Origin of the sequence: Paraflavitalea pollutisoli (assembly GCF_029360705.1) — a bacterium.
Taxonomy (GTDB): domain Bacteria; phylum Bacteroidota; class Bacteroidia; order Chitinophagales; family Chitinophagaceae; genus Paraflavitalea; species Paraflavitalea pollutisoli.
Map to the genome: position 1 here is coordinate 487,125 of NZ_JARKMX010000002.1, position 12,710 is coordinate 499,834.

A 12,710-nucleotide genomic window follows, 5' to 3' on the forward strand; every position below is an offset into this window, starting at 1 on the left:
CTAATAACTGTAATTACTGACGGGATAAACGAATTGTCTTACATTTATAGGAACAACTTTTTGCAATGAGCCGTAAAGAAGAATTATTGCAGGATGTAGTGATCAAGTTTGCCGGAGATTCCGGCGATGGCATGCAATTGACCGGCAGCCAGTTTACCAATAATACCGCGCTGCTGGGCATCGACCTGGCCACCTTCCCCGACTTCCCCGCTGAGATACGTGCGCCACAAGGTACCCTGCCTGGTGTCAGTGGTTTTCAACTCCGGTTCTCCAGTAACCCGATCTATACACCCGGTGATGAATGCGATGTGCTGGTAGCTATGAATGCCGCCGCCCTGAAAGCCAATTTGAAGGCTTTGAAAAAAGGAGGGAAAATAATCGCCAACACCGATGGCTTCGACGCCAAAAACCTGCGGCTGGCCAATTATCCAGATGGCATCCATCCGTTGGACGATGGCAGCCTCGACGGTTACGAACTGATCAGGATCGACATCAGCAAAATGACCCGCGAAGCGCTCAAGGAGACAAGCCTTGGTACCAAAGAAAAGGATCGCGCCAAGAATATGTTTGTGCTTGGCTTTCTGTACTGGATGTATAACCGTGACATGGAGAGTACGCTGCATTTTTTCCGGGAGAAGTTCAGCAAGAAACCTGACATACTAGACAGTAATATCAAAGCGCTGCAGGCGGGTTACCATTATGGCGATACCACGGAAACCTTTACGACCCGCTACCGGGTCGACAAGGCTAAAATGGAGCCAGGTGTTTACCGCTCCATCATGGGCAACCAGGCGCTGGCCTATGGCCTGATTGCAGCTTCCCGGCAAAGTGGGCTGCCTTTGTTTCTCGGCTCTTACCCCATTACGCCAGCCTCGGATATCCTGCACGAGTTAAGTCGTCACAAAGCCTTTGGGGTGAAGACCTTTCAGGCGGAAGACGAGATTGCGGCCATCACCTCTGCCATTGGCGCCGCCTACGGTGGGTCGCTAGGCGTCACCACGACTTCGGGACCTGGTATGGCACTTAAAGCGGAGGCGATGGGGTTGGCCGTGATGATGGAGATCCCCCTGATCATTTGCAATATTCAACGGGGTGGCCCTTCCACCGGGCTGCCTACGAAAACCGAACAAAGCGATCTGCTGCAAGCCTACTATGGCCGCAACGGCGAATGCCCCATGCCCGTCATTGCGGCCTCGACGCCCAGTGATTGTTTTGCCGCGATCTATGAAGCGGTGCGCATTGCCATTCAACATATGACTCCCGTTATCTTCCTCAGTGATGGCTACATCGCCAATGGGGCCGAGCCCTGGCGTTTTCCGCAAAGCCAGGAACTTGCGCCTATAGCTGTTCAATTCAAAACCGACCTGGGGCATCATGAAGACAAATTTCAACCTTACCTGCGCGATGAACGGCTGGTACGTCCCTGGGCCATACCCGGCACAGCGGGCCTGGAGCACCGCATTGGCGGACTGGAAAAACAAAACATTACGGGTAATGTAAGTTATGACCCGGATAACCACCAGCTGATGGTGAAGATCCGGCAGGAGAAAGTAGACAAGATCGCTGAGCATATACCGCCGCAGCACCTCGATAGCGGACCTGCTTCCGGCAAGGTGCTCGTATTGGGATGGGGAAGCACGTATGGCGCCATCAAGAGCGCGCTGGCCGAGTTGCAAGCCGAAGGGCATGCCGTTAGCCATGCGCATCTGCGCCACCTTCGGCCACTACCTCGGAATCTCGGTGATATCCTGCAACGGTTTGAGCAGGTATTGATCCCGGAGATCAACAATGGGCAGTTAATCAAGATCATCCGCGATGTATACCTGGTAGATGCCCAGGGTTACCACAAGATCATGGGGGTGCCGATCACCAGTACAGAACTGGTGACTCAACTAAAGGAGATGTTGGGTATTATTCATTAAAACAGCAAGCCGCCTGATTACATTATGATGCCTGAACGGTAGGTTCGGAGAAGAGCATGGCGATGGCAAATGCTACAATAGCTACGATCAACCCAAACATAAAGACGTTGTAACTGATACGCAGGAACTTGTATTTGCGGGCCAGTACCACCCCGAGGAAATAGATATCCTTGATCATGCTGCTGTTGAGGTATTCCCCGTCTTTCATCATTTCTTTCATCGCCCAGTCGTACTCGTGCAGCGACATGTTGTAGAAATTACCGAAAAAGAGCAGGTTTACTTTCTTGTTCCGGATATCTTCTTCCGTAAAAGTGCCCTTGGTTATATTGGGCCGGGTAGCCAGGATGGCAAATACCACGGCGGTAAGACATACCGCTAGTAATATAATGGTAGGTACAATAAACTCTGTATAGAATTGCAGTCTGCCCAGCAGCCCGGATACCATGATCGACATCACGATGGTGTTTACCGAGATCATGATATTGGCCTTGCTGTCGGCCATCTGACTCAGGTTGACGTGGTTATCGGACATGATGCGGAACATCGTAGAGATACCGCGTTCAGTGCGGCTGGCTACTTTCAGTTTCTCTTTGGCAGCCTTTTCCGCGCCATGTGGAGCAGGTTCGCCGGGAGGCAATGCAGCTACTTTTTCCGGTGCGGGAGCGGGGGCGGCTTCTGGCTGTACATCATCGTCTTTGGCAATCAGTTCCTGCAGGTGCTGGTCTTTCAGCGGCTGGTAGTTCTTGCGTGCGTAGTCGGTAAAATAGCGCACCTGTTGCAGGAAGGCGATATTCTTCTTTCGCCATTCCTTTTTAGAGAGCTTGTTTTCGAACAGCGTATTCAACTCTTTGCGGAGCAATTTGTTTCTTTCATCGAAGTGTTCTCCACCAAGATGGGCCAGGTCTGCGTCGCACAGTATCTGCTCGATCAGGTTGGTAGGGCATTGTGGCCATTGTGTGGCGAGGATGGCGTTTCCTACCTTTTCGATGAACGAGGCATCGGCCTGGTGTTGTTGCAGGAAATCGCCGGCGATCTCCTTACTGATCTTTTCGTGCCAGCGGGCATTGCCACTGGAGTATCCCGTGTCATGGAACCAGGCTGCCACCAGCAATATCCGCCTGTCGGTTTCCGGCAGTTGGTAATAGTCGGCCATGGTAGTGGCGGCTGCTACTACATCTTTCGTGTGATCTATATTGTGGAACAGGAATGCGGGACTGACACGCGTAGCAAAAAAATGCGTCACATATCGTTCGGATTCCTGCAATAATAACTGGCTGTCTGATGCCATACATGCGTTACTTTAGCTGTACAAATTAAGCAATAAAAGATTGTATCTTTAGAAGAATTAATTGTCTGTATCAAGGTTTTAAAGGAACTAATGCCATGAAACGTTCTTATTCTATTTTCTTTTTATCCCTGTTCCTCGTCATTTCCTTCCAGGCCTGCAGCCGGCAGGGGAAGTCTTTCGTTCCACCTATGCCGGGTTACCACGAATCGCATAAGCAGGTGATCGTACTGGACAAAGAGCTGATTGAGATCTCCGGTATGTTTTACCTGCCCGATACCCGGATAGCCGCCATCAATGATGAAGATGGCAAGATATTCCTGATCAATAGTACGACAGGCGATTATACCGTCACCAAGTTTGGCCGCAAGCGCGATTATGAGGATATCGTGATGGTGGGTGATTATTATTATGTACTGGAAAGTAATGGTAATATTCACCGGGTGCCCACGGCGCAGCCCAATACCGAAAATGAGATCGAGTTTCCGCGGGAGAAGAAGATAGAATTTGAAAGCCTGTACCATGATCCCAATCTGGGCAAGCTGGTACTGGTATCGAAGGAGCAGCGCGAGACCAAGAAGGGGGTGATCACTTATACCTTCGATATGGATAGCCTGCAATTCTCGGACACGATCCTGTACGAGATCCGTCGCAAGGAGATCCACAAGTGGCAGAAAGATAATAATGGGCAGTTTAAGCCGTCGGCAGCAGCGATCCATCCTATCCTGAAGCGCTTGTTTATAGTAGCTTCCGTGGGCAAGGGCATCCTGCAAACCACGCTCGATGGCAAGATAGAAGGGGCCTGGCAAATGAATCCGGATCAGTTTCCGCAACCAGAGGGCATCTGCTTTGCCCCCAATGGCGATATGTTCATCTCCAATGAAGGCGCCGATGGTAAAGCTACCATATTGAAATTTCCTTATACGCCGGGCAAGTGATCGCATTAGTCACCTTCACTTAACCCATTATTAACAGTTTCTAATTTTAAGGCAACAAAAAGTTTAGCCTATGTCAAAATTGACGCAGGTTATTTGTATACAAATAAGACCTTCACACCCGTGAATATTCGTAACGAAGCATATAACAAAGCATTTGGCGCCAACCTGAAAAGGTTGAGAACTGCCAAGAAACTCTCCCGCGAGGCACTGGCCGCTCAGGCAGGCATTGAACCTAAACAGGTATACAGGATCGAGGTAGGCGAAAGCAGCCCTACCATTGCTACTGTAGTCACCATTGCCAATGCCATGAGCATGCATCCGAAGAAAATGTTCGACTTTGAATTCGACTTTAAGGCCGGAGGACTGTAGTCTGTACGTAAGGTGAGATAAAAAAATACATCCTGGCCCTTGCGTGGCACCAGGATGTAAACAGATTTTTATTGTATATGCTTAGATAACGGCCTGCTTCTTTTCTTCTTTCTTAGTGTCAGGCTCCTGTTCTTCTTCGAGATTGATCGCTACGCGCAAACCTTTGAGTCCACTTACGCCTTGCAACTCTTCGAGGTCAAACTTCTGCACTTCACCTTTCAGCAAACCCTGGTTTTGCAGGAACTCTACGTACTCGAGGTATTCCTGTGCTTCCTGTGGCTGTGAATAGACGATGGCGATGGTACCGGGCTGTGTCAGCCTTTCGTTGGAGTCTTTTACATGCACCTTGTCGATCCGCTTCTTGATGATCTCATAGCGAATGTTGTAGGCACCGTCTACATCGAACTTTCTTTCGGCCGTACGGAAGCTGATGGAGATCGGGTGGCTGTGTGCCAGGATCAGCTGACTGGTTTGTAAACGCAGCGGTAGCTCCTTCTCCAGTTTGTGGGTCAGGCGGGCCGCCTTGGCCAGGGTACTGAGTTGCCAGATCTTCAGGTTCTTCAGGTAGAAGAAGTCGAATTTCTTATCGGGACTGATCGATTGTCCGATGTATATATTAAAGTCTACCCCATCCGTCACAAAACGTTCGAAGTAGTGGGGGAATATCTTTTGGGCAGCTTCCTGTTCGCGGTCGATAAACCTGGCTACGGCGGTGTTGATGGTGGTGATGCTGTCTTCATATTCTTTCCGGTGGTGATACACCATTTCGACCGGCGAATTGATCGCATCGAAGTAACGGTTGATCTCGCGGTTGAGCGAAGGCAGGATGGACTGTAAGTGCTTGAACAGGTTGATGAGCTCCACCTTCAGGAATTGCAGGATGGCGATCTCTTCGTCGGCAAACAGAATGTTGGACACGGAGTGTTTGAACTTCTGCAGCTTGAAGGAGGTTTCATCCAGCAGCGGGAAGGGATGTTCTTTCTTCGCCAGCTGTACAATGTCGTGCGCCAGGTTGAGCTGTTCGAGCAGGTCGAGCTGGATGGCATTGTTCCGTTCTACCGAAGAGTTGCGGATATCGATGGCCCCGTACATCGGGTATACATTCTGGAACACGATGGGCTCGATCTTGACTTGCTCGCCTTTGCTTTTGCGGGTCAGGTAGCGCAGGGCTTCTTCGGTGAACCTCCACTCGACTGCATCCTGTACGGCGGTGAACTGATCTTTGATTACCCGATCGACCTGGTGGTCGAGGTTCTCCTGGCTTTTTTCCATGGCCAGTTTGAACAGGGGGATCGCAGGTTCAATGCGTGCAATATGCGACTGATTGAATATGTTGGGCTCTTCGCTCACGATCAGCAATACGCCCAGCATATCGTGGTTATCGGCGAAAAGCGGGCAAATGATGGCGCTTTTGTATCCCAGTTCGGCCAGCATGACCATGAAGGGATGACGCATCACCGCTTCATCGTTGATGTTGGGGATCAGCAGAGGACGTTCGGAATTCTTGAACGCCTTGGTGACGGCCTGGTAGATAAACTGCAGCTGCTCGGGCGTGGGTTCTTTTTTAGTACCACGATCAATGTTGGAGCTGCTGAATATTTCGGACAATACCAGGTGGTTGTTGACCCGGAAGAACGGCTTGATGGCGGTATTGACGCCATGGAGGCCGATCAGGTTCTGCACTTGTTCCTGCAACTCAGCAAATACATGTTTGTCGGAAAACGTGTGCAGATCGAGCAGGCGATTACGAATGATATTCAATACCTCGCGCTGGGTAACATCGCGCAGGCGGAGGATGATCATGCCTTCAAACTCAAAAAGACTGAGGGGCAACATTTCCTTCAGGGCTTCGAGCGACATCAGGTCGGTTACATCGTGGCAATGGGCGCCGCAATCGATGGGCAGGTGTGGCAGGTCGCCTTTCACCTTTACCTCAATAAAACGGGCGTCGAGCTCCAGCTCTGTGTAGGTGTCGAGACCAGTATCCGGGCATTTCACCTCGTATACGCTGGTCATGACACCATTATTAATATTGGTATTGAAGTAGCGGTTGAGGATCATTTGGTAAGCACCAACAATCTTCTCACTGTGCATCCTGTCTTCCGTTTCACAGTTGGGCATTTTGATCTTGTTGCCAGCCGTATCCAGGAAATCCTGTTGCATTTTGCTGGAAGCGTAGAACATGGTGAACTGGAAGGGAATGGCAGCTCCGTACAGGTCTTCTTTATCAGACAGGGTGACGGGGAATACCGTCGCCATCAGTTGTTCGATCAGTTCTTTGTGTGTATCGAGCAGGCTGAGATCACGGATTGGTTCCAGGAGCTCCGGGTGCTGGTATACTTTATTGAGCAGGTCCTTATATAAGTTACCGATGCCCGACCTCCCCTCGCGTACGGTCTTCTCCAGCTCCCTGATCAGCGGCCGGAACGACAGGGATGAAGTAATGGGACTGCTATGTGTAGATGTTTTGTCCATGTAATTTCAAATATTTTGTTTTTCTGGCTATGCTATACAAGGGTAGACGGTCGGTCAAGTCGGATATTGTAAAAGTAGGATTTTTTTATAGGGACAGGCTTACCCGAATCCGGGGTGTTTTAATGTCAAATTAATAACACGGGGGGTACCCAAATGTTGAACCAAAAGGTACAAGAAGTGGTAACCTTCCGGAAACCTTGTACAAAAAAGGATACCCGCAAGCGCCACATAGTATTGATTTATAATTGATTATAAAAAATCTGACACTCATTGCCCCAATCAATGCTGCGTACGGCCCCTGGCTGCCAAACAGGCTATTTTCCCGAGCAGGATGACAGGTTACGCAATCAGGAATCTGCCAATAAGGCTAGCGGTGACCGTTGGCGGGTAGTTTACCGAATAGTTTTGGCGATGCTTTTCTGAAAATAGCGGCAAGCGGGCTGCAGGCCGCACTCTTCGCATTTGGGGTTGCGGGCTACGCAAACATAGCGGCCATGCAGGATGAGCCAGTGGTGGGCTATATGCACCAATTCTTTGGGAATGTACTGTAGTAGCTGCTTTTCTGTGGCCAACGGCGTGGTGGCGCCCACCGTGAGGCCAATACGGGCCGATACGCGGAATACATGCGTATCTACTGCCATATTGGGTTGCTGGTCGACGACGGAGGTGATGACATTGGCTGTCTTCCGCCCCACACCGGGCAGCAAGATCAATTCCTCGACCGTCAGGGGGATTTCGCCATGAAACTTCTCCATCAGCATGTTGGCCATGCCGATGAGGTGTTTCGTCTTGTTGTTTGGATAAGAGATGCTTCTGATCAGCGGAAAGAGCTCGTCAAAAGTGGCTTTAGACAAGGTGGCCGCGTCGGGATACCTTTCGAAGATAGCCGGCGTGGTCATATTGACCCTTTTGTCGGTGCATTGGGCTGATAAGATAACCGCCACCAGTAACTGGTAGGGATTGTCGTATAATAACTCCGTCTCCGCATTGGGAGCATGTTCCTGAAAATAGCTGATGACGAAGTTAAAACGATCTTTCCGTGTCATTCGGTTATGAGAATGACGGCGAAATTACGGGAAGTGAATCAATAATTGCAAGGGCCGTAGATTACTCTACGGATGCAGTTACTGATTCGCGTGCGTAGTTAAGGATGTTTAAAATAACCTGCGGCCTGGGGGATTCAACGATCCTGTTGAGGCTTTTTACAGATGTCTTCAATACTTCTAATTTCTCGCGAAGAGTCCAATCTTCTTGCAATGCGGTTTCGATTGCTGCGGTTTTCTCTGGAGAGGTTTCATTATACAAATACTGTATGAGCTCCTCTGGTGTAAAGAGAATCATAGGCAATTCCATTTATGTCCTAAAAAATAGTCCGAAAGAGTCAATTTCGGAGTCCGTCCGATTTATAAACGCTGGCTGGGGTCTTGTTATTGTATAGGATTCGGAAATTGGAGGAGTCGTTGCTTAAATCGAACACCAAGGTAGATAAAATAATCTAATAATAATAGCGGCTTTTATACAGCCTGGCTGTGAAAGTCGGGCCTGGCACTGCATCCGACAGCCTGGCGGGCAAGGTTTCCAATGACGTGCAAGTAGTTGTAAATGAACCAGCTTATGGCTATCTGGCAGCGGTAAACCGAGGGGGGAGTAGCGTTGAAAGCCGGATATCGGGGCTATTTATTGCTTTTCGGCAGGCGGTTCGGGGAGAATGAAGAGGTCTTCATTGTCTCTTTTCATCCAGTATTTTTCACGGGCATATTTTTCCAGCGTAGCGGGATCGGACTTCAGTTGTTCGAGTTCTTTTTTGGTGTTCTCTATTTGTCCGAGGAAAAAGTCGCGGCTCTTTTCGAGCTTGTGCAGTTCACTCTTGTGCTTGAAGTGGGTAGTGATGATATCCTGATCATCGAAGAAGCACAACCATACTGCAAACACCAATCCGGTCAGGAGGTATTTATTCTTAAGCCAGGCGGGTATTTGTTGCAACAGCTTCATGGTCCTTCTTCTTTGTGTGATATCTGAAAAAAGGGAAAGGCAGGAAGTCAGCACCAAGGGTCCTGACTTCCTGCCCTTGTCCTATAATTATCTACCAAATTTAATTCTTCCTTTAGGATAAACCGCGTTCTCCGCCAGCAATTCTTCGATGCGGAGCAGTTGGTTGTACTTAGCCATACGGTCGCTACGGCTGGCAGAACCAGTCTTGATCTGTCCGCAATTGAGGGCTACGGCCAGGTCAGCGATGGTCGTGTCTTCTGTTTCACCGCTGCGGTGGCTCATGATGGTGTTGTAACCATTGGTTTGTGCCAGTTGTACCGCATTGATGGTTTCTGTTACGGTACCGATCTGGTTCACCTTGATCAGGATACTGTTGGCGATACCTTTATCGATACCTTCCTGGAGACGCTTTACGTTGGTAACAAACAGGTCATCACCTACCAGCTGGCATTTGCTGCCGATTGCTTTGGTCAGGTTCAGCCAGCCATTCCAATCGTCTTCTGCCATACCGTCTTCGATAGAAACGATGGGGTATTTCTTAGCCCAATCAGCCCAGAAAGCCACCATTTCATCGCTGCTGATGGATTTGCCGGAGCTTTTGTGGAATTTATAGCTGTTGGTCTTTTCGTCGAACATTTCTGTGGTAGCAGCGTCCATGGCGATACCGATCTGCTCGCCGGGTTTGTAACCTGCGAGGGTGATGGCTTCCAGTACGGTTTCGATGGCTTCTTCATTGCTCTTGATATCAGGAGCGAAACCACCTTCGTCACCTACGTTGGTGCTGTATCCTTTTTTCTTCAGTACGGTCTTCAGGTTGTGGAAGATCTCCACACCCCAGCGAAGGCCTTCGCTGAAGGAAGGAGCGCCGATGGGAACGACCATGAACTCCTGGAAATCGATCTTGTTATCGGCGTGCATACCACCGTTGAGGATGTTCATCAGGGGCATGGGCAATACGGTAGCGTTAACGCCGCCGAGGTAACGGAAGAGGGGCAGGTTGCTTTCCTGAGCGGCAGCGTGTGCTACGGCCATAGATACCGCGAGGGTAGCGTTGGCGCCCAGTTTGGCTTTATTTTCGGTGCCGTCGATCTGGATGAGTTGAGCATCGATGAACGCCTGCTTAACTACCTCTACTCCGATCAGTTGGTCGGCGATGATATCATTTACATTCTTTACGGCTTGCAATACGCCTTTACCTACATACACTTTCTTGTCGCCATCACGCAGCTCTACCGCTTCGTGCTTACCGGTAGAAGCTCCGCTGGGTACCGCAGCGCGGCCAATGATGCCGTTATCGGTAACTACATCTACTTCTACAGTAGGATTACCACGACTGTCTAATATTTGTCTTGCATGAATGTCGGCAATGTAACTCATGATTCGTTGTTTGTTATTTGCTGTTGGTTTTAAAAATAGGCTGGCAAACGCTCGTTAGTGCACGCGGCGTCTTTGCCAGACGCTGCGTTCGGATGGCAAAGAAACGAAGTTTATATTAATTAATGCTTACGGAGCTTAGCTTATCCTATCCTCGAGGTCGGATAATACGGCCAGCCACTCCCCGGGTTCGTCGCCTTCTTCCTGCCAGAGATCGCGCAATTCGGAGTTATTGCGTACCCGGTCGATGACCTTTTTCATGCGGGCGAGGTCTTGCGACACGAGCGGACCAGCCTCTGTTTTGGCGAGCCAGTCTTCTGCCCCTTCGGGGAAATCTTCCGATTGTTTGCCTTTTGCAGCGGCAACAAACTCTATTGCGGCAAGTACCGCTACGCTATCATCTACTTCGAGGTAATTTTCTTCTGGTAATACGGCTACTCTGTCCAGGATCTCATTGATTACTTTCACTCCATTGTCTTCCACTTCGATCACGAAATCCAGTGCGGCGTCATTCTCAAAGTTTCTGTGTCCCCAGGTTCCCATCGTTGATATTATTATTGGTTAATGATCTAAATACTTCTTCCAGGCTTTGGGTTCCGGATTGCAGTGAAACTATATTGAGGTTCTGTTGCAAAGCAAGTTCCATCAGCTGGCGTCGGGCCTCCTGCATATTATGGCAAAAGAGTTCCCATTCGTACGTGCTTACCTTGTTTACGGACCGTACACTGCTCAGCCGCTCGAGCCAGGCCGGCTCCAGCGCTTCCCGGAAGGATACTTTCAATACTTCTTCCTTTTCGGGCTGATTGATCAGTTGGTCGACGTTGTTATCGGCTACCAGTCTTCCACGATTGATGATCACCACGCGGTCGCAGATCGCTTCTACTTCCTGCAAAATATGCGAAGAAAAGAGTACTGTTTTCTGCTGGCCGAGCTTTTTGATCACTTCCCGGATCTCGATGATCTGGTTGGGATCGAGCCCTGTAGTAGGCTCATCGAGGATCAATACTTCCGGATCGTGAATAAGGGCGGCGGCAAGGCCTACCCGTTGTTTATATCCTTTTGACAGTTGACCCACGCGTTTTTTGCTTTCCAAAGTAAGGCCAACAGTTTCGATTACTTCTTCTATCTTTTTCTTTTTGTCGGCTACGCCGTGTACGTCGGCAATGAATTCGAGGTATTCGCGCACGTACATGTCAAAGTACAGTGGATTGGCTTCCGGGAGGTACCCGATCTTCTTTTTACTGTCGAGGGGGTGTTTCAGCACATCAATGCCGCAAACGGTCACGGCTCCATCATCCGGTTGGAGATACCCGGTGATGATCTTCATGGTAGTGGATTTTCCGGCTCCGTTGGGTCCCAGGAACCCCACGATCTCTCCTTTATCAACTTTAAAGGTGATCGCATCAACAGCCTTTTGCTCACCATATTTCTTGGTAAGCTGGTTTACTTCAATTGACATGGTAGCAAACCTACAAAAACCAAAGGGAAGATTTTAATTTTCGAGGCCCGAGTTTCTAAAGTTCAGACGGATATAACCTCCTGGTTCAGCTTATGATAGCCGGATTCCAGGAAGTTCGTCGGAAAATACGGAAGTACGCTGACCAACTGCGGCGGCCCTTGCCGGGCATCCTGGTATTTTTACAGGTCGTCGTAGCGGTATACGGGGTCGATATCGGCGCCGGCCTCAATATCCAGCAAAGGCTTTATGATGCCATCACTGAGGCGGTATACCCATCCGTGGAGATGTGGCCGGTTGTGCTCTTTCCAGGCGCGTTGTACAATGGACGTTTTGGCCAGGTTGCGCAATTGCTCCATGACGTTCAACTCTACGAGCCTGTCTACCCGTTTGTCTTCATCGCCCACGGCATCGAGCTCGGCCCGGTGTAAGCGGTACACATCTTTGATATTTCTCAACCACATGTTCAATACCAGCTTGAAGTCGTGATTGGTCATGGCTGCTTTTACGCCACCACAACCGTAGTGACCACAAACAATGATATCTTTTATTTTTAGGTGATTGACGGCATAGTCGAGCACGGCCAGCAGGTTGGTATCGGTATTGACAACCAGATTGGCCACATTGCGGTGTACAAATAATTCGCCGGGCATCGTATTGGTGATCTGATTGGCAGGTACGCGGCTATCACTGCATCCTATCCACAGAAACTCTGGCTGTTGTATATTTTCAAGCCGGCTGAAGAAATCCGGATCATCCTGTACTTTTTCGGCCGCCCAGGCTTTGTTCTCGAGTAGTAGTCTTTCCGCAAGTTTCATAGCCGTCTTATTTAATGATGCTGTAAGATAACAAAAAAAACCAGGCATCACTGCCTGGTTCTATCATTGTCATACTATTAA

Annotated in this window: 12 protein-coding genes; 3 read left to right on the forward strand and 9 right to left on the reverse strand. The window is 49.5% G+C overall.

Annotated features, from left to right (window positions below):
* Positions 1-65 precede the first annotated feature (65 nt).
* Positions 66-1,922, forward strand: a complete 1,857-nt coding sequence (locus tag P2W70_RS06775) for a 2-oxoacid:acceptor oxidoreductase subunit alpha (RefSeq protein ID WP_276480678.1) — start codon at positions 66-68, stop codon at positions 1,920-1,922.
* Between the two features lie 22 nt (positions 1,923-1,944).
* On the opposite strand, the gene P2W70_RS06780 is transcribed toward P2W70_RS06775, so the two are convergent.
* The gene (locus tag P2W70_RS06780) at positions 1,945-3,210 is read right to left on the reverse strand and encodes a Pycsar system effector family protein (RefSeq protein WP_276480679.1); all 1,266 of its coding nucleotides are present in this window, start codon (positions 3,208-3,210) and stop codon (positions 1,945-1,947) included.
* 95 nt (positions 3,211-3,305) lie between these two features.
* On the opposite strand from P2W70_RS06780, the gene P2W70_RS06785 reads away from it, so the two are divergent.
* Both P2W70_RS06785 and P2W70_RS06790 read left to right on the forward strand, forming a co-directional pair.
* On the forward strand, positions 3,306-4,145 hold the full coding sequence (locus P2W70_RS06785) for a hypothetical protein (RefSeq protein WP_276480680.1): 840 nt from the start codon (positions 3,306-3,308) through the stop codon (positions 4,143-4,145).
* A gap of 93 nt (positions 4,146-4,238) precedes the next feature.
* A complete protein-coding gene (locus tag P2W70_RS06790) occupies positions 4,239-4,514 on the forward strand; it encodes a helix-turn-helix domain-containing protein (protein ID WP_276480681.1) in 276 nt (91 codons plus the stop codon).
* 81 nt (positions 4,515-4,595) lie between these two features.
* On the opposite strand, the gene P2W70_RS06795 is transcribed toward P2W70_RS06790, so the two are convergent.
* The 8 genes from P2W70_RS06795 to P2W70_RS06830 form a co-directional block, all read right to left on the reverse strand.
* Positions 4,596-6,989, reverse strand: a complete 2,394-nt coding sequence (locus tag P2W70_RS06795; protein WP_276480682.1) for a GAF domain-containing protein — start codon at positions 6,987-6,989, stop codon at positions 4,596-4,598.
* A gap of 392 nt (positions 6,990-7,381) precedes the next feature.
* Positions 7,382-8,035: an endonuclease III gene (nth, locus tag P2W70_RS06800; RefSeq protein WP_276480683.1), complete on the reverse strand. Its 654-nt coding sequence runs from the start codon at positions 8,033-8,035 to the stop codon at positions 7,382-7,384.
* Between the two features lie 61 nt (positions 8,036-8,096).
* Positions 8,097-8,330: a hypothetical protein gene (locus P2W70_RS06805; protein WP_276480684.1), complete on the reverse strand. Its 234-nt coding sequence runs from the start codon at positions 8,328-8,330 to the stop codon at positions 8,097-8,099.
* Positions 8,331-8,666: 336 nt separating this feature from the next.
* On the reverse strand, positions 8,667-8,981 hold the full coding sequence (locus P2W70_RS06810; protein WP_276480685.1) for an FtsB family cell division protein: 315 nt from the start codon (positions 8,979-8,981) through the stop codon (positions 8,667-8,669).
* 87 nt (positions 8,982-9,068) lie between these two features.
* Positions 9,069-10,358 (reverse strand): phosphopyruvate hydratase, encoded by a 1,290-nt coding sequence (eno, locus tag P2W70_RS06815; RefSeq protein ID WP_276480686.1) that lies wholly within the window; start codon positions 10,356-10,358, stop codon positions 9,069-9,071.
* A gap of 135 nt (positions 10,359-10,493) precedes the next feature.
* Positions 10,494-10,898 (reverse strand): DUF4259 domain-containing protein, encoded by a 405-nt coding sequence (locus P2W70_RS06820; RefSeq protein ID WP_276480687.1) that lies wholly within the window; start codon positions 10,896-10,898, stop codon positions 10,494-10,496.
* Positions 10,870-11,814 (reverse strand): gliding motility-associated ABC transporter ATP-binding subunit GldA, encoded by a 945-nt coding sequence (gene gldA / locus P2W70_RS06825; RefSeq protein WP_276480688.1) that lies wholly within the window; start codon positions 11,812-11,814, stop codon positions 10,870-10,872. Before gldA ends, P2W70_RS06820 begins: the two co-directional genes overlap by 29 nt.
* A 179-nt stretch (positions 11,815-11,993) precedes the next feature.
* The gene (locus tag P2W70_RS06830) at positions 11,994-12,629 is read right to left on the reverse strand and encodes a carbonic anhydrase (protein WP_276480689.1); all 636 of its coding nucleotides are present in this window, start codon (positions 12,627-12,629) and stop codon (positions 11,994-11,996) included.
* Positions 12,630-12,710 lie beyond the last annotated feature (81 nt).

Bases quoted from the DNA above. Each gene is read 5' to 3' on its own strand.
- eno (WP_276480686.1), bottom strand. From the start codon at position 10,358: ATGAGTTACATTGCCGACATTCATGCAAGACAAATATTAGACAGTCGT.
- P2W70_RS06830 (WP_276480689.1), bottom strand. From the start codon at position 12,629: ATGAAACTTGCGGAAAGACTACTACTCGAGAACAAAGCCTGGGCGGCC.
- P2W70_RS06820 (WP_276480687.1), bottom strand. From the start codon at position 10,898: ATGGGAACCTGGGGACACAGAAACTTTGAGAATGACGCCGCACTGGAT.
- P2W70_RS06795 (WP_276480682.1), bottom strand. From the start codon at position 6,989: ATGGACAAAACATCTACACATAGCAGTCCCATTACTTCATCCCTGTCG.
- P2W70_RS06805 (WP_276480684.1), bottom strand. From the start codon at position 8,330: ATGATTCTCTTTACACCAGAGGAGCTCATACAGTATTTGTATAATGAA.
- P2W70_RS06780 (WP_276480679.1), bottom strand. From the start codon at position 3,210: ATGGCATCAGACAGCCAGTTATTATTGCAGGAATCCGAACGATATGTG.
- P2W70_RS06810 (WP_276480685.1), bottom strand. From the start codon at position 8,981: ATGAAGCTGTTGCAACAAATACCCGCCTGGCTTAAGAATAAATACCTC.
- P2W70_RS06775 (WP_276480678.1), top strand. From the start codon at position 66: ATGAGCCGTAAAGAAGAATTATTGCAGGATGTAGTGATCAAGTTTGCC.
- gldA (WP_276480688.1), bottom strand. From the start codon at position 11,814: ATGTCAATTGAAGTAAACCAGCTTACCAAGAAATATGGTGAGCAAAAG.
- P2W70_RS06785 (WP_276480680.1), top strand. From the start codon at position 3,306: ATGAAACGTTCTTATTCTATTTTCTTTTTATCCCTGTTCCTCGTCATT.
- nth (WP_276480683.1), bottom strand. From the start codon at position 8,035: ATGACACGGAAAGATCGTTTTAACTTCGTCATCAGCTATTTTCAGGAA.